Source organism: Micromonospora sp. B006, from assembly GCF_003408515.1.
Classification (GTDB): domain Bacteria; phylum Actinomycetota; class Actinomycetes; order Mycobacteriales; family Micromonosporaceae; genus Micromonospora; species Micromonospora echinospora_A.
The window spans coordinates 3,245,115-3,270,279 of the sequence record NZ_CP030865.1 but is presented as its reverse complement, the minus strand read 5'-3'; the positions used below and the strand labels follow the sequence as shown (position 1 = coordinate 3,270,279).

Below are 25,165 nucleotides of genomic sequence, written 5' to 3'. Positions count from 1 at the left end.
ACGACATCGGCATGCCGAGTGAGGTAGGTCCACGGTGAGCAACGAGGACGAGAGGTACGTCGAGTACCTGAAGCGTACGACCTCGGAGCTGCGGCGTACCCGGCGTCGGCTGCGCGAGCTGGAGAGCCGGGACTCCGAGCCCATCGCCATCGTGGCGATGAGCTGCCGCTACCCGGGCGGCGTCGACAGCCCCGAGGCGCTGTGGCAGCTCGTGCACGACGGCGGCGACGGGATCGGGCCGTTCCCCGCCGACCGGGGCTGGGACCTGGAGAACCTCTTCCACCCCGATCCCGACCACCCGGGCACCAGTTACGTGCGCGAGGGCGGCTTCGTCTACTCCGCCGCCGACTTCGACGCCGACCTGTTCGGCATCTCGCCCCGCGAGGCCGTCGCCATGGACCCGCAGCAGCGGCTGCTGCTGGAGACCTCCTGGGAGGCGTTCGAGCGGGCCGGGCTGCCGCTGCCGGCCGTCCGGGGCAGCCGTACCGGCGTCTTCGTCGGGGCCTCGTCGCACGGCTACGACGGCATGATGGCGCAGGCCGAGAACGGCGAGGGCCACCTGCTCACCGGCAACGCCACCAGTGTCATCTCCGGCCGCGTCGCGTACACCCTCGGGCTGGAGGGGCCGGCGGTCACAGTCGACACCGCCTGCTCGTCCTCGCTCGTCGCCATCCACCTGGCCGCGCAGGCCCTGCGCAACGGCGACTGCGAGCTGGCCCTGGCGGGCGGCGTGACGGTGATGCCCACCCCGGCGGTCTTCGTCGGCTTCAGCCGGCAGCGCGGTCTCGCCGCCGACGGGCGGTGCAAGGCGTTCGCCGCCGGCGCGGACGGCACCTCGTGGTCCGAGGGCATCGGCATGCTGCTGCTCACCCGGCTCTCCGACGCGCAGCGGCACGGCCACCCGGTGCTCGCCGTGGTACGCGGTAGCGCCGTGAACCAGGACGGCGCGTCCAACGGGCTCAGCGCCCCGCACGGCCCCTCCCAGGTGCGGGTCATCCGCCAGGCCCTCGGCAACGCCCGGCTCACGCCCGAGCAGGTCGACGTGGTGGAGGCGCACGGCACGGGCACCCGGCTCGGCGACCCGATCGAGGCGCAGGCGCTGCTGGCCACGTACGGGCAGGACCGCGACGAGGCCGCGCCGCTGCTGCTCGGGTCGGTGAAGTCGAACATCGGGCACACCCAGGCAGCCGCCGGCGTGGCCGGTGTGATCAAGATGGTGATGGCGATGCGGCACGGCGTCGTGCCGCCCACCCTGCACGTCGACGAGCCGTCGCCGCAGATCGACTGGACCGCCGGGGCCGTCACCCTCGCCACCGCCGCCACGCCGTGGCCGGCCGTGGACCGGCCGCGCCGGGCCGCCGTGTCGTCGTTCGGCGTCTCCGGCACCAACGCGCACACCATCATCGAGCAGGCCCCGGCTCCCGCCGAGACCGAGACCGAGCCGAAGGGCCCGGCGGCCCGCACGGTGGCCCCCGTGCTGCTCTCCGCCCGCTCCGACGCCGCGCTCGCCGCCCAGGCCGGCCGCTGGGCCGCCCGGTTTGCCGCCGACGACACCCTGCGCCCGCTCGACGTGGCCTTCTCGTCGGTGACCTCCCGCTCCACCCTGGACCGCCGCGCCGTGCTGTCCGCGACCGGCCGCGACGACCTGCTCGCGGGGCTGCGCGCCCTCGCCGCCGGGGAACCGGCCGGCACCGTCGTGCTCGGCGCCGGCGCGCCGCGCGGCCAGCTCGCGGTGCTCTTCTCCGGCCAGGGCGCGCAGCGCGCCGGGATGGGCCGGGAGTTGTACGTCGAGTTCCCGGTGTTCGCCGCCGCCCTCGACGAGGCGTGCGGGCATCTGGACAGGGCCCTGCCGCGCCCGCTGAGGGAGGTGCTCTTCGCCGCCGAGGGCTCGGCCGACGCCGAGTTGCTGGATCAGACGGTGTTCACGCAGGCGGGGTTGTTCGCGGTCGAGGTGGCGTTGTTCCGGTTGGTCGAGTCCTTCGGGGTCGCCCCCGACCTGGTCGGCGGGCACTCGATCGGTGAGGTCACGGCCGCGTACGTGGCGGGTGTGTTGTCGCTGGAGCATGCCTGCGCGTTGGTGGCGGCGCGGGGTCGGTTGATGCAGGCGCTGCCGGCCGGTGGTGGGATGCTGGCGGTCGCGGCGGCCGAGGCTGACGTGGCGGCGGCGCTGGACGGGTTGGCCGGTGTGGGGATCGCGGCGGTCAACGGTCCGCAGGCTGTCGTGGTTTCCGGCGCCGTCGACACCCTCGACGAGGTGGAGCGGCACTGGAAGGACCGGGGTGTACGCGTCCGCCGCCTCACCGTCAGTCACGCGTTCCACAGTCCGTTGATGGAGCCGATGCTTGCCCGGTTCCGCGCGGTGCTCGACAAGCTCACCTTCGCCGCGCCGTCGCTGCCGGTCGTGTCGAACGTGACGGGTGCCCTGGCTGGCGATGAGATCTGCACGCCGGAGTATTGGGTGCGGCATGTGCGCGAGGCGGTGCGTTTCGCCGATGGGGTGACGGCGCTGCGGGCGGCGGGTGTGGATACGTTCCTGGAGGTCGGGCCGCGCAGCGTGCTGACTGCGATGGTCGGCGATGTGCTGCCGGGCGGGGACGGGGTGCTGGCCGTCGCCGCGCAGCGCGTGGACCGGCCCGAGGTGCACGGGCTGTTGGGCGGGCTGGCCGAGTTGCACGTGCACGGGGTGGCGGTCGACTGGCGGCGGTGGTTCGCCGAGACCGGCGCGCGGCGGGTGGACCTGCCGACGTACGCCTTCCAGCACCAGCGCTACTGGCCCGAGGTCGGCGGCACCGCCGTGACGGCCGTGCCGGGTGACGCCGCCGAGGGGGACTTCTGGGCGGCCGTGGAGCGTGGCGACCTGACCGGGGTCGCCGCCCACCTGGCCGTGCAGGACGATCCCGCGGCAGTGGAGGCGCTCGCCCCGGCCGTACCGGTGCTGTCGTCGTGGCGGCGGGCCCGGCAGCGCGACGCCGTGGTGGACGGCTGGACCTACCGGGTCGAGTGGGAGCCCGTACGCCCCGCCGCCGTTCCGGCGCTGACCGGCCGCTGGCTCGTCGTCACCGCCGACAACGACGACGCCGGGGTGGCCGGCACGCTGACCGGTGCCGGCGCCCACGTCGACACCCTGACCGTCGCCCCGGGCGTCGATCGCGCCGAGCTGGCCGGGCTGCTGCGCGGCCACAGCGAGCAGGGCTGGGCCGGCGTGCTCTGCGTGCTGCCCGCGACCGACGGGGCGCTGCCGGACGCCCCGGCTGTCTCCGTCGGCGCCGCGCTGCTGCTCACCCTCACCCAGGCGCTCGCCGATGCGGGCCTGCCCGGCCGGCTCTGGTGCCTCACCCGGGGCGCCGTGCGCGCCGGGGCCGGCGAGACCCTCACCGACCCGTGGGCCGCCCTGGCCTGGGGCCTCGGGCGGGTCGTCGCCCTCGAACAGCCGGACCGCTGGGGCGGCCTGGTCGACCTGCCCGCCCGCGCCGACCGCGCCACGGCCGACGCGCTGCTCGCCGTCCTCGCCGACGCCGGGCACGACCAGGTGGCGATCCGCCCCCAGGGCGTCCTCGGCCGGCGGCTGGTGCCGGCCGTGCCGCCGGTGGGTGTGGGTTGGCGGCCTGCTGGGACGGTGTTGGTGACCGGTGGTACGGGTGCGTTGGGTCGGCATGTGGCGCGTTGGTTGCTGGCGAACGGGGCCGGTGAGGTGGTGCTGGCTTCGCGGCGGGGTCCGGGGGTGCCGGGTGTGGCGGAGTTGGTGGCCGAGTTGGGTGCGGTGCGGGTGGTGGGGTGTGACGTCACCGACCGGGCCGCCGTCGAGGCTCTGGTCTCCGGGCTGCCGGAGCTGACCGCCGTCGTGCACACCGCCGGCGTGATCGACGACGGCGTCCTCGACGGGCTCGACCTGACCCGGATGCAGGCCGTCCTCGACGGCAAGGTCCGCGCCGCCCGGGTTCTGCACGAGGCCACCGCCCACCGCGACCTCGACGCGTTCGTGCTCTTCTCCTCCCTCGCCGGCGTCATCGGCAGCGCCGGGCAGGGCAACTACGCGGCGGCCAACGCCTATCTCGACGCGTTCGCGGCCTGGCGACGCGACCAGGGCCTGCCCGCCACCGCCATCGCCTGGGGCGCCTGGGCTGAGGACGGCATGGCCGCCGCCCTGACCGCCCGGCTCGCCCGGGGCGGGGTCGACGCGCTCCCCGCCGCCGAGGCCGTCACCGCCCTCGGCCGGCTGGTCAACACCGCCGAGCCGGCGGTCACCGTCGCCGCCGTCGACTGGGGACGCCTCGCCGCCTCCTGGGGCCGGCCCACGCCACTGATCGCCGCCCTGCCCGGGGTGCCCGCCGTGCCCACCGGTCCCGTCCGCGCCGTGGTGGTCGGCCGGTCCCTGCCGCAGCTCGCCGACCTCGTACGCACCCAGGCCGCCGTCGTGCTCGGCTACCCGGCCGGGCGGCCGCTGCCCGAGCGCACCTTCCGGGACCTCGGCTTCGACTCGCTCACCGCCGTCGAGCTGCGCAACCGGCTGACGGCCGAGACCGGTATGACCCTGCCCGCCACGCTGGTCTTCGACCACCCCACGGTCGCCGAACTTGCCGCCCACCTGCACGGCCTCACCGCCGGGCACACCACCGGCGAGGTGGTCGCCGACGGCACCGGCCGTGACCGCGAACCGATCGCCATCGTCGCGATGAGCTGCCGCTTCCCCGGCGGGGTCACCTCGCCCGAGCAGCTCTGGGACCTGCTGGCCACCGGCACCGACGCGCTGAGCCTGATGCCCGGCGAGCGCGGCTGGAACCTCGCCGAGCTGTACCACCCCGACCCCGAGCACCTCGGTACCAGCTACGTCCGGGAGGGCGGCTTCGTCGCCGGTGCCGGCGAGTTCGACCCGGCGTTCTTCGGCATCAGCCCCCGCGAGGCCCTCGCCATGGACCCGCAGCAGCGGCTGCTGCTGGAGACCTCCTGGGAGGCGTTCGAGCGGGCCCGGATCAATCCGACCGCCCTGCGCGGCAGCCGCACCGGCGTGTACGTCGGCACCAACGGCCAGGACTACGGCTCGCTGCTGATGGCCACCGGGGACGTCGACGAGAACTACCTCGCCACCGGCACCTCCGCCAGCGTCATCTCCGGCCGGCTGGCGTACACCTTCGGGCTGCACGGCCCGGCCGTCACCGTCGACACGGCCTGCTCGTCGTCGCTGGTCGCGATGCACCTGGCCGCGCAGGCCCTTCAGACGGGGGAGTGCGACCTGGCCCTGGCCGGCGGCGCCACCGTGATGGCCACCCCCGGCATCTTCGTCGGCTTCTCCCGCCAGCGCGGTCTCGCCGCCGACGGCCGGTGCAAGCCGTTCGCCGGAGCGGCGGACGGCACCGGCTGGGGCGAGGGCGTCGGCCTGCTGGTGCTCCAGCGGCTCTCCGACGCCCGCCGCGACGGCAACCCGGTCCTCGCCGTGCTGCGCGGCAGCGCCGTCAACCAGGACGGCGCCTCCAACGGCCTCACCGCCCCCAACGGCCCCGCCCAGCAGCGGGTGATCCGGCAGGCCCTCGCGAACGCCGGACTCACCGCCGAGCAGGTGGACGCCGTCGAGGCGCACGGCACCGGCACCACCCTCGGCGACCCGATCGAGGCGCAGGCCCTCATCGCCACGTACGGCCAGGACCGGCCCGCCGACCGGCCGTTGTGGCTCGGCTCGATCAAGTCGAACATCGGGCACACCCAGGCGGCGGCGGGTGTGGCCGGGGTGATGAAGATGGTGCTGGCGATGCGGCACGGGGTGCTGCCGCCCACGCTGCACGTGGACGAGCCCACCCCGCACGTCGACTGGACCGGCGGCAGCGTCGAGCTGCTCACCTCCGCCCGGCCGTGGGAGCCGGCCGACGGGGTACGCCGCGCCGCCGTCTCCTCGTTCGGGATCAGCGGCACCAACGTGCACACCATCCTCGAACAGGCCCCCGCCGACGAGCCGGAGCCCGGACCGGCGGCCGACGTGCCGACCGGGGAGCTGCCCTGGGTGCTCTCCGGGCGCACCGTCGACGCCCTCACCGCCCGCACCCGGGACCTGCGCGAGCACCTTGGCACAGTGGACGACGACGCGCTCGCCGACGTCGGCTGGTCGCTGGCCGCCACGCGCGCCGCCCACGACCACCGGGCCGTCGTCTTCGCCGCCGACCGCGACGACCTGGCCGCGTCCCTCGACGCGCTCGCCGCCGGCCGGCCCGGCCCGCAGACCGTCACCCGCGTCCCCGGCACGCCGGGCGAGGTCGCGTTCGTCTTCCCGGGCCAGGGATCGCAGTGGGCCGGGATGGCCGCCGAGCTGCTCGACACCGCCCCCGTCTTCGCGGAGACGTTCGCCGCCTGCGCCGACGCGCTGCGCCCGTACGTCGACTGGTCACCGGCCGACGTGGTGCGCGGCGCGCCCGACGCCCCGTCGCTGGAGCGCGTCGACGTCGTGCAGCCCACCCTGTTCGCGGTCAGCGTCTCGCTCGCCGCGCTCTGGGAGTCGTACGGGGTGCGCCCCGGAGCCGTCGTCGGCCACTCCCAGGGGGAGATCGCCGCCGCGTACGTCGCCGGTGGCCTCACCCTCGACGACGCGGCGGCCGTGGTCGCGCTGCGCAGCCGGATCATCGCCGGCATCGCCGGGGACGGCGGCATGGTCTCGGTCGCCACCACCGCCGACGAGGCCACCGCGACGATCGCCCGCTGGGCCGGCCGCATCGCCCTGGCCGCCGTCAACGGACCCACCTCCGTCGTGGTCTCCGGCGACGGCGCCGCCCTCGACGAGCTCGTCGCCCACTACGAGTCCCGCGAGGTGCGGGTGCGCCGCGTCCCCGTGGACTACGCCTCCCACTCCGCCCACGTCGAGCAACTGCGCGAGCAGCTCCTGGAACTGCTCGCCGGGCTGCGGCCCCGCACCGGCGAGGTCCGGTTCCGCTCCACCGTCGAGGGGGACTGGCTCGACACCGCCGCCCTCGACGCCGACTACTGGTACCGCAACCTGCGGCAGACCGTCCGCTTCGACGAGGCGGTACGCAGCCTCGTAGCCGCCGGCTACCAGACCTTCGTCGAGGTCAGCGCCCACCCCGTGCTGACGATGGCCGTGCAGGAGAGCGTCGAGCTGGCCGCCGCCGACCCGGACGCGGTCACCGTCACCGGCAGCCTGCGCCGGGGCGAGGGCGGCCTCGGCCGCTTCCTGCGCGCCGTGGCCGAGGTCTGGGCCGGAGGTACGGCCGTGGACTGGCGGCCCGCCTTCGCCGGCCTCGCCGGGCGTCGCCTCGACCTGCCCACGTACCCGTTCCAGCGGCAGCTCTACTGGCCGCAGCCGTCGACCGCGCCCGCCCCCGCGGTCGGGACCGCCGGTGCCGTGGCCGACGACGAGGTCGACGCCCGGTTCTGGGCGGCCGTCGAGGCGGAGGACCTGACCGCACTCACTGCCGAACTCTCCGCCACGACCGAGCCGAGGCCCGTCCCGGAGACGGCGTTCGCCGACGTGCTGCCGGTGCTCGCCGCCTGGCGTCGCCGGCACCGCGACCAGGCCACCGTGGACTCGTGGCGGTACCGGGACAGTTGGACGCCCGTCGCCCCCGACGCCTCCGGCGAGCCGGCCGTCACCGGCACCTGGTGGCTGCTTACCGGCCCCGACGACACCGGCGCGGCCGAGGCCGACTTCTGCGCCGAGGCGTTGCGGCGCCACGGCGGCACCGTCGTACCGCTGGCTCTGGACGCCGACCGCACGGACCGCGCGGCGCTCGCCGCCCGGCTGCGCGACCTCGCCGACGGCGGCCCCCGCCCCGCCGGGATCGTGTCGCTGCTGTCGCTCGACGAGACGCCCGCCCCGGCGCACCCGTCCGTGCCGGTCGGCTTCGCCGGCACCGTCACCCTCGTGCAGGCGCTCGGCGACGCCGGCGTCCGCGCGCCCCTGTGGTGCCTCACCCGGGGCGCCGTCGCGACCGGCCCAGCCGACCCGCTGCCGCACCCGCTCCAGCAGCTCACCTGGGGCTTCGGCCGGGTCGCCGCGCTGGAGCACCCGGACCGCTGGGGCGGCCTCGTGGACCTGCCCGACGAGCTCGACGATGCGGCCGGCCGTCGGCTCGTGCGCGTCCTCGCCGGTGCCGACGGGGAGGACCAGGTCGCGCTGCGGTGGGCCGGCGCGTTCGGCCGGCGACTGCTGCACGCCCCGCTCGGCGACACGCCCGCCCCGCGCGCCTGGCGGCCCTCCGGCACCGCCCTGGTCACCGGCGGCACCGGCGCGCTCGGCGGGCACATGGCCCGCTGGCTCGCCGCCAACGGCGCCGCCCACCTGGTGCTGGTGAGCCGGCGCGGCCGGCAGGCCGAGGGCATCGCCGACCTCGAGGCCGAGTTGGTCGCACTGGGCGCCCGGGTGACCGTCGCCGCCTGCGACGCCGCCGACCGCTCGGCGCTCGCCGCCGTCCTCGCCGACCTGCCGTCCGAGCACCCGTTGACCACCGTCGTACACACCGCAGCCGTGCTCGACGACTCGGTGATCAACTCGCTGACGCTGGACCAGGTCGACTACGCGCTCAGCGCGAAGGTCACCGCCGCGCTGAACCTGCACGAGCTGACCCGCGAGCTGGACCTCGACGCGTTCATCCTGTTCTCGTCGATGGCCGGCACCGTCGGCAGCTCCGGCGTGGGCAACTACGCCCCCGGCAACGCGTTCCTCAACGCCCTCGCCGAGCACCGCCGCGCCCTCGGCCTGCCCGCCACCTCCATCGGTTGGGGCGCCTGGGGCGGCGGCGGCATGGCCGACGGCGAGTTCGGCCGGATGCTGCACCGCCACGGCGCACCCGAGATGCCGCCGCGGCTCGCCGTCGCGGCCCTGCACCAGGCCGTCGAGCACGACGAGACGTTCCTGACCATCTCGAACATCGCCTGGGAGCGGTTCTTCGTCGCGTTCACCGCCACCCGACCCGGCCCGCTGATCTCGGAGATCCCCGAGGCGCAGCGGTTGCAGGCCACCAAGGGACCGGCCGAGACGAAGGAGACCGACGAGGCCGGCCCGGCCGGCGCGTTCACCCGGATGAGCGCCGCCGAGCGCCAGCAGGCGCTGCTCGACCTGGTCCGCGACCAGGCGGCCACGGTCCTCAGGTACGCCGACGGCCAGGCCGTCGACCCGCACCACGCGTTCCGCGACCTCGGCTTCGACTCGGTGACCGCGGTGGAACTGCGCAACCGGCTCGCCACCGCCACCTCGCTGCGGCTGCCGGTGACCCTGGTCTTCGACTACCCGTCGCCGACCGCGCTCGCCCGGCACCTGCACGAGGAACTGGGCGGGGAGGCCGCCGTGGCCGTCGAGGCCGCTCCGGTGGCGTTCGGCGACGACGAGCCGGTGGCCATCGTGGCCATGTCCTGCCGCTTCCCCGGCGGGGCCAACGATCCCGAGCGGTTCTGGCAGATGCTGCACGCCGGCCGCGACGCCGTGTCGGACCTCCCCGGCGATCGGGGTTGGGACGTCGAGCGCCTCTACGACCCCGACCCCTATTCCACCGGCACCTCCTACGTCCGCAGCGGCGCCTTCCTCTACGAGGCGGCGGAGTTTGATGCCGGTTTCTTCGGGATTTCCCCCCGCGAGGCGTTGGCCATGGATCCGCAGCAGCGGTTGTTGCTGGAGGTTTCGTGGGAGGCGGTCGAGCGGGCAGGGGTTGAGCCTGGGGTTCTGCGGGGTTCGCGAACAGGGGTGTTCGTGGGCACGAATGGTCAGGACTATGGGGCCCTGCTGATGGCTGCGGGGGAGCAGGCCGAAGGGTTCGGGGCCACGGGCAACGCCGCCAGTGTGGTGTCGGGCCGGGTGGCGTACGCGTTGGGGTTGGAGGGGCCGGCGGTGTCGGTGGACACGGCGTGTTCGTCGTCGCTTGTGGCGTTGCACCTGGCGGTGCAGTCGCTACGGCGTGGCGAGTGCGACCTGGCCCTCGCCGGCGGCGTGACCGTGATGGCGACGCCCGGGCTGTTCGTGGAGTTCTCCCGGCAGCGGGGCCTGGCGGCCGACGGCCGGTGCAAGGCGTTCGCGGCGGCTGCGGACGGGACGGGCTGGGGCGAGGGTGTGGGCGTGCTGCTGGTGGAGCGGCTGTCGGACGCGCGGCGCAACGGGCACCGGGTCCTGGCGGTGGTGCGTGGGTCGGCGGTCAACCAGGACGGCGCCTCGAACGGGCTTACCGCGCCGAACGGCCCGTCGCAGCAGCGGGTGATCCGGCAGGCGCTGGCGTCGGCGCGGCTCTCCGCGGCCGACGTGGACGTGGTCGAGGCGCACGGCACCGGCACCACGCTTGGTGACCCGATCGAGGCGCAGGCCCTGCTCGCCACGTACGGGCAGGAGCGCGAGGAGCCGCTGCTGCTCGGCTCGGTCAAGTCGAACATCGGCCACACCCAGGCCGCCGCCGGTGTCGCCGGTGTGATCAAGATGGTGCTGGCGATGCGGGAGGGCGTGGTTCCCGCGACGCTGCACGTGGACGAGCCGTCCCCGCACATCGACTGGACCTCCGGGGCCGTCGAGCTGGCGATCGAGTCGCGGCCGTGGCCGGCCGTGGACCGGGCACGCCGGGCGGCGGTGTCGTCGTTCGGCATCTCCGGCACGAACGCCCACGTGATCATCGAACTGCCCGAGGACCTGCCCACCGAGAGCGCGGAACCCGAGACCGCCGCCGGCCGGAGCGCGGGGCTCGTGGCTTCCGACGTCGTCGTCTGGGCGGTGTCGGGGCGGTCGAAGGGCGCCCTGGCCGGTCAGGCCGCCCGCCTGGCCCGGCACGTCCGCGCGCACGCCGCCATCGACACGGCGGCGGTGGGTTGGTCTCTCGCCGTCACGAGGTCGGTGTTCGACCAGCGGGCGGCTGTGGTCGGGTCGGGCGTGGAGGAGTTGCTGGCGGGGCTGGACGCTCTGTCCGTCGGCGCGCCGGCGGGGAACCTCGTCACGGGTACGGCCTCCGGAACCGGTGCGGTGTTCGTGTTTCCGGGTCAGGGTGCGCAGTCGGCGCGGATGGCGGCGGGCCTGGTGGGTCGTGTGCCGGTGTTCGACGCGCGCCTGGCGGAGTGCCAGCGGGCGTTGGCGTCGTATCTGGACGTGGACCTCGTGTCGGTGTTGACCGGTGACGACGAGTCGTGGCTGGAGCGGGTGGAGGTCGTGCAGCCGGTGCTGTGGGCCGTCGGTGTGGCGCTGGCGGCGGTGTGGCAGCACGCCGGGGTCACCCCGGCGGCGGTGGTCGGTCACTCGCAGGGTGAGATCGGTGCCGCGTGCGTGGCCGGGATTCTCTCCCTGGAGGACGCGGCGAAGGCTGTGGCGCTGCGGTCGCGGGCGCTGACGGTGCTGCGGGGCACCGGCACGATGGCGTCGGTCGACCTGTCTGCTGAGGCGGTCGCGGAGCGGCTGCCGGGCTTCCCCGGGGTGGGCGTCGCGGCGGTGAACGGTCCGTCGACAGTGGTGGTGTCGGGTCCGCCGCAGCCGGTCGCCGACCTGGTGGAGTCGTGTCAGGCCGACGGGGTGCGGGCGCGGTTGATCCCGGTGGACTATGCGTCGCACTCGGAGGCGGTGCAGGAGGTGGCGGAGCGGTTGCGCGCCGATCTGGCCGACGTGACTCCGCGGCCCGGCCATGTCCGGATGGTGTCGACGTTGACCGGTGACTGGGTCGATCCGGCGTCGATGGACGCCAGTTACTGGTACGACAACTTGCGGCAGACTGTGCGGTTCGACGCCGCTGTGCGGGTGGCGGTCGAGGCGGGTCACACGACGTTCGTGGAGATCAGCCCGCATCCGGTGTTGACGATGCCGGTGACGGCGATCCTGGACGACGTCGGCGTCACCGGGCACACCCTGGGCAGCCTGCGTCGTGGTGACGACGATCCGACGCGGTTGCTGACGAACCTCGCGACCGCCCACACGATCGGCCTGCCCGTCGACCTGACGGCCGTCCTCGCCGAGACCGACGTGGTGGCACTGCCCACCTACGCCTTCGACCGCGGCCGCTTCTGGCCCACCGCCGTGACCGGGCAGGACGGCGCCGAGGAGACCCCGAACGGCGTCGACTCCGCGTTCTGGGCGGCCGTCGAACGCGAGGACCTGGCCGCGCTCGCGGAACTCACCGAGCAGGACGCGACGGAATCCCTGGAACGGCTGGGCGGGGCCCTGCCCGTGCTCGCCTCCTGGCGACGCCGGCAGCGCAACCGGTCCGGCCTGGACGACCTGCGCTACCGCAGCGTCTGGCAGCCGTACACCGGCACGCCCGTCAGCTTCCTCCCCGGCGCCTGGTGGGTGATCGCCGACGCGCGGCACCCGGAGGAGGGCGAGGCCGCCGTCGCCGAGCTGTCCCGCCGGGGCGCCGACGTCCGGCTGGTGTCGCTGCCGGAGAACCTGACCGACCGGGCCGCCCTCACCGCACACCTGAGCGGTGTCACCCGTACCTCCGACGGCGCAACGGCCCCGGTCGACGGGGTGCTGTCCCTGCTCGCCCTCGCCGACGGCGCGGTCGACGACACCCAGCCGGTGCCGCCGTTCCTCGCCCGGTCGCTGGCGCTGATCCAGGCGCTCGGGGACCTCGACGTCGCCGCGCCGCTGTGGTGCGTCACCCGGGGCGCCGCCGGCACCACCCGGGGCGGCACCGCCGGCCGCCCGGAGCAGTCGCTGCTCTGGGGCCTCGGCCGGGTCGTGGCCCTCGAACACCCCGAGCGGTGGGGCGGCCTGGTCGACGTTCCGGCCACCCTGGACGACCACGGCTGGGACCTGCTCTGCGCCGCCCTCGCCGGCCTCGACGGCGAGGACCAGCTAGCGGTCGACGGCGCCACCGTCCTCGTCCGCCGGCTGGTACGCGCGCCCGGCGGGGAGGCACCCACCGACGAGGCCGGCTACCCGGGCACGACGCTGGTCACCGGCGGCACCGGCGCGCTCGGCGCGGAGGTGGCCCGCTGGCTGGCCGCCCGGGGCGCCGAGCACCTGATGCTCGTCAGCCGCCGCGGCGCGGACGCCCCCGGCGCCACGGCACTCGTCCGTGAGCTGACCGAGGCGGGCACCCGGGTGACCGTCGCGGCCTGCGACGTGGCCGACCGGGCGGCGCTGGCCAAGCTGCTCGACGAGGTGCCCGCCGACGCGCCGCTGACCAGCGTGGTGCACGCCGCCGGTGTGCTGGAGGACGGGGTGCTCGACGGGCTCACCGCCGACCGGCTCGCCACCGTCCTGCGACCCAAGGTGCTCGGCGCCCTGCACCTGCACGAGCTCACCCTCGGGCGGGAACTGCGCGCGTTCGTGCTGTTCTCCGCGATGGCCGGCCAGCTCGGCGCCGCCGGTCAGGGCAGCTACGCCGCCGCCAACGCCTACCTCGACGCGCTCGCCGAGCAGCGGCACCGCCAGGGCCTGCCGGCCACCTCGGTCGCCTGGGGCCCCTGGACGGCCGGCGGGATGGCCGCCACCGACCAGGCCGTCGAGGAGCGCCGCCGGCGTACCGGCGTGGCCCGCCTCGACACCGGGCCCGCGCTCACGGCGCTCGCGCAGTGCGTCGCGCGGGGCGAGCCGGCGACGATGGTGACCGACATCGACTGGGCCCGCTACGTGCCCGGCTTCGTGGCCGTGCGGCCCAGCCCGCTCATCGCGGGCGTGGCCGAGGCACGGCGTGCCGTCGCCGAGCGGGCCGAGGACACCGGCGTCTCCGCGGAGTCCCTGGCCGCCCTGCTCGCCGGGCAGACCGACGCCGAACGACGCAAGACCCTGCTGGAGCTGGTACGCGGGCAGGCCGCCGCGGTGCTCGGGCACGCCTCGATGGACGCCGTCGAGCCGGACCGGGCGTTCCGCGAACTCGGCTTCGACTCGCTGACCGCCGTGGAGCTGCGTAACCGGCTCACCGCGGCGACCGGCGTGCGGCTGCCCGCCACCGTGGTCTTCGACTACCCGACCGCCGCCGGGCTGGCCGAATACGTGCGGGCCGCGATCGTCGACGGCGGCGTGGCCGGGATCGCACCGGTCTTCGGTGAGCTGGACAGGCTGGAAGCGGCACTCTCCGGCTCGGCGCCGGACCGCAGCGCCCGAATTCGGATCACCGAACGGCTGCGGGCGCTGCTGGCCTCCCTCAACGAGGCCGACGCCCCGGCGGACGGCGACACCGTCACCGAGAAGCTCCAGGACGCGACGCCGGACGAGGTCTTCGACTTCATCGACCGCGAGCTGGGGATGTCCTGAAGTGATCGCTGCTACGACGACGGGTCAACACAAGGAGTGCGCGGTCCATGGCTGACGAGGCGAAGCTTCTCGACTACCTCAAGCGGGTCACCGCTGACCTGCACCAGGTGCGCCAGCGCCTGCGCGAGGTGGAGGCCGGTGAACAGGAACCGGTCGCCATCGTCTCCATGAGCTGCCGCTTCCCCGGCGGGGTGCGCTCTCCCGAGGACCTGTGGGAGGTGGTCGCGTCCGGCCGGGACGTGGTCACCGACTTCCCCGAGGACCGCGGCTGGGACCTCGGGTCGCTCTACGACAGCGACCCCGAACAGAGCGGCACGTCGTACACGCGGCAGGGCGGCTTCGTCCACGACCTGGCCGACTTCGACCCGGGCTTCTTCGCGATCTCCCCCCGCGAGGCGCTGGCGATGGACCCGCAGCAGCGCTGGCTGCTGGAGACATCGTGGGAGGCCCTGGAGCGGGCCGGCATCGACCCGCACTCGCTGCGCGGCAGCCGCACCGGCGTCTTCGCCGGCAGCACCGGCCAGGACTACGGCACCGTGCTGATGGGTGCCGCGCAGGGCCTGGAGGGGCACCTGATGACCGGCAACGCCGGCAGCGTGGTCTCCGGCCGGATCGCCTACACCTTCGGGCTGGAGGGCCCGGCGGTCACCATCGACACCGCCTGCTCGTCCTCGCTGGTCGCCCTGCACCTGGCGGGGCAGGCGCTGCGGCAGCGGGAGTGCACCCTGGCGATCGTCGCCGGGGTCACCGCCATGTGCACCCCGGCCGCCTTCGTCGAGTTCTCCCGGCAGCGCGGCCTCGCCGCCGACGGCCGCTGCAAGTCGTTCGCCGCCGCCGCCGACGGGACCGGCTGGTCCGAGGGCGTCGGCGTCCTGGTGCTGGAGCGGCTGTCGGACGCGCAGCGCAACGGCCACCCCGTCCTCGCCGTGGTGCGGGGCAGCGCCGTCAACCAGGACGGCGCCTCCAACGGCCTGAGCGCCCCGAACGGGCCGTCGCAGCAGCGGGTGATCCAGCAGGCGCTGGCCAACGCCGGCCTCGCCACCGGCGGCGTGGACGTGGTGGAGGCGCACGGCACCGGCACCCGGCTCGGCGACCCGATCGAGGCGCAGGCGCTGCTCGCCACGTACGGGCAGGACCGGGGGGACTCGGCGCCGCTGCTACTCGGGTCGGTCAAGTCGAACATCGGTCACGCCCAGGCAGCCGCCGGCGTGGCCGGTGTGATCAAGATGGTGATGGCGATGCGGCACGGCGTCGTACCGCCCACCCTGCACGTGGACGAGCCGACGCCCGAGGTCGACTGGTCGGCCGGCGAGGTGTCGCTGGTGACCGAGGCGACGCCGTGGCCTGCGGTGAGCCGGCCGCGCCGCTCGGCCGTCTCCTCGTTCGGGGTGTCCGGCACCAACGCCCACACCATCCTGGAGCAGGCTCCGGCGCCCCAGCAGTCCCCGTCGGCCGCCGCCGCGTTGCTGGTCGAGCGGCCGGTCGTGCCGGTGCCGGTGTCGGCCCGGGACGCGGCCGGCCTCGCCGCGCAGGCGGGCCGCTGGGCGGCCCGGATCGCCGCCGACGAGACCCTGCGGCCCCTGGACGTGGCCTTCTCGTCGGTCACCTCACGCTCCACCCTGGAGCACCGGGCCGTGGTCTCCGCGACCGGCCGTGAGGAGTTGCTGGGCGGGTTGCGTGCCCTGGCCGCCGGGCAGCCGTCGGGTGCGGTTGTCGTGGGCCAGGCCGGCGGCCGGGGTTCGTTGGCGGTGCTGTTCTCGGGTCAGGGCGCGCAGCGCGCCGGGATGGGCCGGGAGTTGTACGCCGAGTTCCCGGTGTTCGCTGCGGCGTTCGACGAGGTGTGCGGGCACCTGGATGCGCTGCTGCCGCGCCCGCTGAGGGAGGTGCTCTTCGCCGCTGAGGGCTCGGCCGACGCCGAGCTGCTGGACCGGACCGTGTTCACGCAGGCGGGGTTGTTCGCGGTCGAGGTGGCGTTGTTCCGTCTCGTCGAGTCCTTCGGGGTCGCCCCCGACCTGGTCGGCGGGCACTCGATCGGTGAGGTCACGGCCGCGTACGTGGCCGGGGTGCTGTCGCTGGAGCACGCCTGCGCGCTGGTGGCGGCGCGGGGCCGGTTGATGCATGCGCTGCCCGCTGGGGGCGGGATGCTGGCCGTCGCGGCGGCCGAGGCCGACGTGGCGGCTGCGCTGGACGGGTTGGCCGGTGTGGGGATCGCGGCGGTCAACGGTCCGCAGGCTGTTGTGGTCTCCGGTGCCGTTGAGTCCCTCGACGAGGTGGAGCGGCTCTGGAAGGACCGGGGTGTACGCGTCCGCCGCCTAACCGTCAGTCACGCGTTCCACAGTCCGTTGATGGAGCCGATGCTCGCCGATTTCCGGGCCGTTCTCGACGGGTTGGAGTTCGCCGCGCCGGTGCTGCCGGTCGTGTCGAACGTGACCGGTGCCCTGGCCGGCGATGAGATCCGTACGCCCGACTATTGGGTGCGGCATGTCCGGCAGGCGGTGCGTTTCGCTGACGGGGTCGCCGCGCTGCGCGCCGCTGGGGCGGACACGTTCCTGGAGATCGGCCCCCGCAGCGTGCTGACCGCGATGGTCGGCGATGTGCTGCCGGGCGGGGACGGGGTGCTGGCCGTCGCCGCGCAGCGCGTGGACCGGCCCGAGGTGCACGGGCTGCTGGGCGGGCTGGCCGAGTTGCACGTGCACGGGGTGGCGGTCGACTGGCGGCCGTGGTTCGCCGAGACCGGCGCGCGGCGGGTGGACCTGCCCACGTACGCCTTCCAGCACCAGCGCTACTGGCCCGAGGCGGGCGCCGGGTGGACCGGCGACGTCACCGCCGTCGGCCTGCGCCCCGCGCAACACCCCCTGCTCGGGGCCGCCGTCGGCGTCGCGCACGCCGAGGGATTCCTGTTCACCGGCCGGCTGGCCCGGCGTACCCACCCGTGGATCTGTGACCACGTCGTCTTCGACACCGTGCTGCTGCCCGGCACGGGCTTCGTCGAACTCGCCCTCCAGGCCGGCGCGCACGTCGGCGCGGACCACGTCCGCGAACTCACCCTGGAGTCGCCGCTGATCCTGCCGGAGACCGGGGGCGTCGACATCCAGCTCTGGATCGGCCCGGCCGACGAGACCGGCTGCCGGTCCGTGTCGCTGCACTCCGCCCAGGACGGCGAGCCGACCGAGGGCGCGGGCGAGCGGACCTGGACCCGCAACGCCAGCGGCGTGCTGGCCAGCGGCCCCGCCGCCCCGAGCGGCCCCGCCGGCTGGTCCGACCTGACCACCTGGCCGCCGCCGGGCGCCACCGAGGTCGGCACCGACGACCTCTACCTGAGCCTCGCCGCCCAGGGCTACGACTACGGCCCGTCCTTCATCGCCCTGCGCTCCGCGTGGCGGCGCGGCGACGACCTCTTCGCCGAGCTGGCGCTGCCCGAGGCCCCCGCTGCCGAGGCCGGCGGGTACGGCCTGCACCCGGCCCTGCTCGACGCGGCGCTGCACACCCTCGGCCTGACCACGCCGGCCGGAGAGCCTTCAGGGGCGGGCATGCCCCCGGGGTACGGCCGGCTGCCGTTCTCCTGGAACGACGTCGCCCTGCACGGCGCCGGGGCCGCGGCGGCCCGCGTCCGGGTCTCGCACACCGGCCCCGACAGCATCTCGCTGCTGCTCACCGACGTCACCGGCGCGCCCGTCATCTCCGTCGGCTCCCTGGTCCTGCGGCCGGTCTCCGCCGACCAGCTCCGCACCGCCTCCGGCGGCGGCACCGAGTCGCTCTTCCGGGTCGAGTGGGCGCCGCTCGCGCTGCCCGCCGGCCCGTCGACAGTCGACTGGGCGGTCATCGGCGACGCCGCGGCGCTCACCGACGCGGTCGCGGCCACCGGCACGGCCGTGGCGGCGTACCCCGACCTGACGGCCCTGGCCACGGCGATGGACGACGGGACGGACGCGCCCGGCATGCTGGTCCTGCCGTTGCTCGACCCGCCCGCGTCGGCGGACGTGCCGCGCGCCGTCGCCGAGGCGACCCACCGGGTGCTTGCCGTGCTCCAGCAGTTCCTCGCCGAGGAGCGCTACGCGGTGTCCCGGCTGGTGGTGCTGACCTCGGGCGCGGTCGCCACCGACCGGGACGCCGACCTGACCGACCTGGCCGGCGCCGCCGTGATCGGCCTGCTCCGCTCCGCCCAGTCGGAGAACCCCGACCGGTTCGTGCTTGTCGACGTCGACGACGTGGCCGGCTGTGCCGCCGCGCTCGTCCCGGCCGTCGCGACCGACGAACCGCAGGTCGTGATCCGCGCGGGTGTCGCCGCCGGCGCCCGGCTCACCCGGGTTCCCGCCCCGGCCGAGCCGCCGGCCGCCCCGTTCGACTTCGACGGCACCGTCCTGATCACCGGCGCCACCGGCACCCTCGGCCAGCTGATGAGCCGGCACCTGGTTAGCGCGTACGGCGTCCGGCACCTCATCCTCACCAGCCGGCGCGGCCGCGCCGCCGGGGGCGTCGCGGAGCTCTGCGCCGAGCTGGAGGCGCTCGGCGTGAGCGTCACCGTCGCCGCCTGCGACGTCGCCGACCGCGCCGCCGTGGCCGAGCTGCTGGCCGGCATCCCGGCGGAGCACCCCCTCACCGCCGTCGTCCACGCCGCCGGCGTCCGCGACGACGGCGTCATCTCCTCGCTCACCCCCGAGCGGATGGACGGCGTGCTGCGGCCCAAGGTCGACGCCGCGTGGCACCTGCACGAGCTGACCGCCGACCTCGGCCTGAAGGCGTTCGTCTCGTACTCCTCGCTGGCCGCCACCGCAGGCGGCCCGGGCCAGGGCAACTACGCCGCCGCAAACGCGTTCCTCGACGGGCTGGCCCAGCACCGCAAGGCGCGCGGCCTCGCCGCGCTCACCCTCGCCTGGGGCCTCTGGGCCGACCGCAGCGGCATGACCACCGAGCTGGACGACGTCCACCTCAACCGGATCTCCCGCTCCGGCGTCGCCGCCATGGAGGCCGAGGAGGGGCTCGCGCTCTTCGACGCGGCCTGCCGCACCACCGACGCCGCGCTCGTCCCGGCCCGGCTGGACCTCGCCGCGATGAAGGTGCAGTTCGCCGGCGGGAGCATCCCGCCGCTGTACCGGGCGCTGATCCGCACGCCCGCGCGCACCGCCGCGGCCACCACCGGCGCGTCACTGGTGCAGCAGCTCGCCGGGCTGGGCGACGCCGAGCGGGCCGCCGCGCTGGTCGAGATCGTCCGCGGGCAGGCCGCCGCCGTGCTCGGCTACCCCGACCCGGCGGCCATCGAGCCGCGCCGGGCGTTCAGCGAGTTCGGCTTCGACTCGCTGACCGCCGTCGAGATGCGCAACCGGCTCAACAACGCCTTCGGGATGCGGCTGCCGGCCACCCTCGTCTTCGACTACCCGACCCCGCACGACCTGGCGGGCTTCCTGGGTACGGAGATCGCCGGCACCCCGGTCCCCGTGCGACCCGCGACGACCACCGTGCCGGTCGGCGACGACGAGCCCCTCGCGATCATCGGCATGGCCTGCCGGCTGCCCGGCGGCGTGTGGTCGCCCGACGACCTGTGGCGGCTGGTGGTCGACGGCGTCGACGCGATCAGCGACCTGCCGACCGACCGTGGCTGGGACCTCGACAGCCTCTACAGCCCCGACCCCGACGCCCCCGGCACCTTCTACGCCCGCGGCGGCGGCTTCCTCAGCGGCGTCGACCGGTTCGACCCCGGCTTCTTCGGCATCTCGCCCCGCGAGGCCCTGGCCATGGACCCGCAGCAGCGGCTGCTGCTGGAAACCACCTGGGAGTCCTTCGAGTCCGCCGGCATCGACCCGGCCGACGTACGGGGCAGCAGCACCGGCGTCTTCGTCGGCACCAGCGGCCAGGACTACGGCTCGCTGCTCGCGTACTCGCCGGAGGCCGCCGAGGGCTACATGCTGACCGGGATGACCAGCAGCGTCATCTCCGGCCGGGTGGCGTACACGTTCGGGCTGGAGGGGCCGGCGGTGTCGCTGGACACGGCCTGCTCCTCGTCGCTGGTGGCCCTGCACTGGGCCGGTCAGGCGCTGCGGCGCGGCGAGTGCGACATGGCCCTCGCCGGTGGCGTGATGGTGATGGCCACCCCGACCGCCTTCGTCGAGTTCTCCCGGCAGCGCGGCCTGGCCGCCGACGGCCGGTGCAAGTCGTTCGCCGCGTCCGCCGACGGCACCGGCTGGTCCGAGGGCGTGGGCATGCTGCTCGTGCAGCGGCTCTCCGACGCGCGCCGGCAGGGCCGCACCGTGTACGCGGTGGTGCGCGGCTCGGCGATCAACCAGGACGGCGCCTCGAACGGGCTGACCGCCCCGAACGGCCCGTCGCAGCAGCGGGTGATCCGGCAGGCGCTGGCGTCGGCGCGGCTCTCCGCGGCCGACGTGGACGTGGTCGAGGCGCACGGCACGGGCACGACGCTCGGTGACCCGATCGAGGCGCAGGCCCTGCTGGCCACGTACGGGCGGGAGCGGCCCGCCGACCGGCCGCTGCTGCTCGGCTCGGTCAAGTCGAACATCGGCCACGCCCAGGCCGCCGCCGGGGTGGCCGGTGTGATCAAGATGGTGCAGGCCATCCGGCACGGCCTCGTCCCGGCGACGCTGCACGTGGACGAGCCGTCCCCGCACATCGACTGGACCTCCGGCGCCGTCGAGCTGGCCACGGAGTCGCGGCCGTGGCCGGCGGTGGACCGGCCGCGTCGGGCGGCGGTGTCGTCGTTCGGCATCTCCGGCACGAACGCCCACGTGATCATCGAGCAGGGTGACGAGCCGGTCGACGCCGCACGCGTGGACACACGGCCCGGCCTCGTGGATTCCGGCGTCGTGGCATGGCCGCTGTCGGGGCGGTCGAGGGAAGCCCTGACCGGCCAGGCGGCCCGGCTGGCCCGGCACGTGCGCGAGCACGGCGAGGTCGATGCGGCGGCGGTGGGCTGGTCCCTGGCGACGACCCGGTCGACGTTCGACCACCGGGCGGCAGTGGTCGGGTCGAGCACGGAGGAGTTGCTGGCGGGGCTGGACGCTCTGGCGTCGGGGTCGCCGGCCGGCAACGTGGTCACGGCGACGTCGTCGTCGCACGGTGCGGGCCCGGTGTTCGTGTTTCCGGGTCAGGGTGCGCAGTCGGCGCGGATGGCGGCGGGCCTGGTGGGTCGTGTGCCGGTGTTCGACGCGCGCCTGGCGGAGTGCCAGCGGGCGTTGGCGTCGTATCTGGACGTGGACCTCGTGTCGGTGTTGACCGGTGACGACGAGTCGTGGCTGGAGCGGGTGGAGGTCGTGCAGCCGGTGCTGTGGGCCGTCGGGGTCGCCCTCGCCGCCGTGTGGCAGCACGCGGGTGTGGTTCCGGCGGCGGTGGTCGGTCACTCGCAGGGTGAGATCGGCGCGGCGTGCGTGGCGGGGATTCTCTCCCTGGAGGACGCGGCGAAGGCGGTGGCGTTGCGTTCCCGGGCCCTGACCGCGCTGCGGGGCACCGGGACGATGGCGTCGGTCGACCTCCGCGCGGACGCGGTGACGGAGCGGCTGCCGGGCTTCCCCGGGGTGGGCGTCGCGGCGGTGAACGGTCCGTCGACGGTGGTGGTGTCGGGTCCGCCGCAGCCGGTCGCCGACCTGGTGGAGTCGTGTCAGGCCGACGGGGTGCGGGCGCGGTTGATCCCGGTGGACTATGCGTCGCACTCGGAGGCGGTGCAGGAGGTGGCGGAGCGGTTGCGCGCCGATCTGGCCGACGTGACTCCGCGGCCCGGCCATGTCCGGATGGTGTCGACGTTGACCGGTGACTGGGTCGATCCGGCGTCGATGGACGCCAGTTACTGGTACGACAACTTGCGGCAGACTGTGCGGTTCGACGCCGCTGTGCGGGTGGCGGTCGAGGCGGGTCACACGACGTTCGTGGAGATCTCCCCGCATCCGGTGTTGACGATGCCGGTGACGGCGATCCTGGATGACGTCGGCGCGAGCGGGCATACGTTGGGCAGCTTGCGTCGTGGTGACGACGATCCGACGCGGTTGCTGACGAACCTCGCGACCGCCCACACGATCGGCCTGCCCGTCGACCTGACGGCCGTCCTCGCCGAGACCGACGTGGTGGCACTGCCCACCTACGCCTTCGACCACCAGCGGTACTGGGTCGAGCCGCCGGCGCACCGGGCGCAGGACGTCAGCTCCGCCGGTCTCCAGGACGCCGGGCACCCGCTGCTCAGCGCCACGCTGACGTTCCCCGACAGCGAGCGGATGGTCTTCACCGGCCGGCTGTCGGTGCGTACCCACCCGTGGCTCGGCGAGCACCGGGTGATGGACAACATCCTGCTGCCCGGCACCGCCTTCGTGGAACTCGCCACGTACGCCGGTGCGCAGGCCGGCTGCCCGACGGTGGAGGAGTTGACGCTGCTCGCCCCGCTCGTCCTGCCCGAACTTGGCGCGCTCCAGGTGCAGCTGACGGTCGGCGACCGCGACGACGACGGGCGGCGCACCGTCCAGCTCTACTCCCGGCCCTACCGGGACGGCTCCGACGAGATCCTCGCCGACGTCGCCTGGACCTGCCACGCCACCGGCCTGCTCGGCCCGCAGCCGGCCGACGCCGCGCCCGCCTTCGACCTGGGGGTGTGGCCGCCGCCCGGCGCGACGCGCGTCGAGTCCGACGACTTCTACTCCGGCATCGAGGCGACCGTCTTCGGGTACGGGCCGGCGTTCCGGGGTCTGCGTGCCGCGTGGATCCGCGACGACGAGGTCTTCGCAGAGGTCGAGCTGCCCGCCGGCCACCACGCCGAGGCCGGCCGCTTCGGCGTGCACCCGGCGCTGCTGGACGGCGCGCTGCAGGCCATGTCGATCGGCGGCTTCCTCGGCCGGATGGGCGACGGCGCCGACGCCGGCGTGCCCCGTCTGCCGTTCGCCTGGACCGGGGTCTCCCTGCTCGCCGCCGGGGCCACCGCCCTGCGCGTGCGCGTCGCCGCGGCCGGCGAGGTCGGCGTCTCCTTCCAGGTGGCCGACGCCACCGGCGCCCCGGTGCTGCACGTCGACTCGCTGATCATGCGCCGTGTCTCCGGGGACTCCCTCGGCGCGGCGCGCTCCGGCCGGCACGAGTCGCTGTTCCAGGTGGACTGGCCCGTGCTGCCGGTGCCCACCGGCCCCGTGCCGGCGGCCATCCGCTGGGTGGCGCTCGGCGACGACCTGGTGCTCAGCGCGGCCTGCGAGGCGGCCGGTGCCCGGGTGCGTACCGACGTCGGGCTCGACACCCTCGGCGACCTGCTCGCCGGGGGTGAGCCGGCGCCCGAGCTGGTGATCGTCCCGGTCGGCGACGCCGGGAACCCGTCGGACCCGGAGCTCGCCGTGCAGGCGCGCGCCGCCACGCACCGTACGCTCGCCGCGTTGCGGACCTGGCTCGCCGACGACCGGTTCGCCGACTCGCGGCTGGTGCTCGTCACCCGGGACGCGGTCGCGGCGGGGGAGCAGGAGCCGGTGAACCTGCGCCAGGCCCCGGTCTGGGGCCTGCTGCGCGCCGCCCAGCTCGAACACCCGGGCCGGTGCCAGATCGTCGACCTCGACGACGCCCCGGACAGCGCCGCCGCGCTGGCGGCCGCCATCGCCTCCGGCGAGCCGCAGCTCGCCGTGCGCGACGGGCAGGTCCGCACCCCACGGCTCGGCCGGGTTCCGGCCGGTGTCGAGCCGCTGCCCGGCGGGATCGACCCGGCCGGCACCGTGCTGATCACCGGCGGCACGGGCGTGCTGGGCCGCATTCTGGCCCGCCACCTCGCCACCAGCCACGGCGTACGGCACCTGCTGCTGGCCGGGCGGCGCGGCGCGGCGGCCGAGGGGATCGGCGACCTGGTCGGCGAACTCGCCGGCACCGGTACGGAGGTGACCGTCGCGGCCTGCGACGCCGCCGACCCCGAGGCCCTGTCGGCGCTGCTGGCCGGGGTGCCGGCAGCGCACCCGCTCACCGCCGTGGTGCACGCCGCCGGCGTCCTCGACGACGGCGTGCTGGAGTCGATGACCCCCGAACGGGTGGACGCGGTCGCCGTGCCGAAGATCGACGCCGCCTGGCACCTGCACCGCCTCACGGCCGACGCGAACCTCGCGGCCTTCGTCCTGTTCTCGTCGGCGGCGGCCACGCTGGGCAGCGCCGGCCAGTCCAACTACGCGGCGTCGAACGCCTTCCTCGACGCCCTCGCGGCGCACCGCCGGGCACGCGGGCTCGCCGGCATCTCGCTCGCCTGGGGCCTGTGGGCGCAGGCCAGCGGCATGACGGGCCACCTCGGCGACGACGACGTGCGGCGGATGGCCGAGCAGGGCGCCACCGGCCTGTCCACCGAGCAGGCGCTGAATCTCTTCGACGCCGCGTGGCGGCTCGACGCGGCAGCCGTCCTGCCGATGCGCCTGGACGTCGGGACGCTGCGCGGGCAGGCGGAGACCGGCACCCTCGCGCCCATGCTCCGGGCCCTGGTCCGGGTGCCGCTGCGACGCTCCATGGACGCCACCGGTGCCCGCTCCGGCGGGGTGCAGCTCGGCCGGCGGCTCGCCGGACTGGCCGCCCCGGAGCGGCTCAAGGTGGTGCTCGACGTGGTACGCGCGAACATCGCCGCCGTCCTCGGCCACGCCGGCTCGGACGCGGTCGACCCGAACCGGCTCTTCACCGACCTGGGCTTCGACTCGCTCACCGCCGTCGACCTGCGCAACCGGCTCAACAGCCTGTCCGGCCTGCGGCTGCCGGCGACGCTCGTTTTCGACTACCCGACGCCGACGGCGCTCGCCGAGAAGCTGACGAGCGAGATCGCCGCCGACGCGGCGCCCTCCACCCAGCCGCTCTTCCAGGGCATCGACACGGTGGAGAGCCTGCTCACCACCATCCCGCTCGACCCGGCTGCCCGCGCGCGGTTCACCGCCCGGATGCAGGACCTGCTCGCCAAGGCGTCCGACCTGGCGGCCGGGCCCGCCGTCGAACCGGACCGGCCAGACCTCGACTCGGCCAGCGACGACGAGATCTTCGACTTCATCAGCAAAGAGTTTGGAATCTCCTGAGATGACCAACCTTCGG

The 25,165-nt window shown here is 75.2% G+C and carries 2 protein-coding genes; both read left to right on the top strand.

Annotated features, from left to right (window positions below; all coding sequences use genetic code 11):
- The first annotated feature begins 34 nt into the window (after positions 1 to 34).
- Positions 35 to 14,152 carry a type I polyketide synthase gene (locus tag MicB006_RS15150; protein WP_116506928.1) on the top strand — a complete coding sequence of 4,706 codons (14,118 nt, stop codon included), beginning with the start codon at positions 35 to 37 and terminating at the stop codon, positions 14,150 to 14,152.
- 47 nt (positions 14,153 to 14,199) lie between these two features.
- The gene (locus MicB006_RS15145) at positions 14,200 to 25,149 is read left to right on the top strand and encodes a type I polyketide synthase (protein WP_116506926.1); all 10,950 of its coding nucleotides are present in this window, start codon (positions 14,200 to 14,202) and stop codon (positions 25,147 to 25,149) included.
- The last annotated feature ends 16 nt before the right edge of the window (positions 25,150 to 25,165 follow it).

Bases quoted from the DNA above. Each gene is read 5' to 3' on its own strand.
- MicB006_RS15145 (WP_116506926.1), top strand. From the start codon at position 14,200: ATGGCTGACGAGGCGAAGCTTCTCGACTACCTCAAGCGGGTCACCGCT.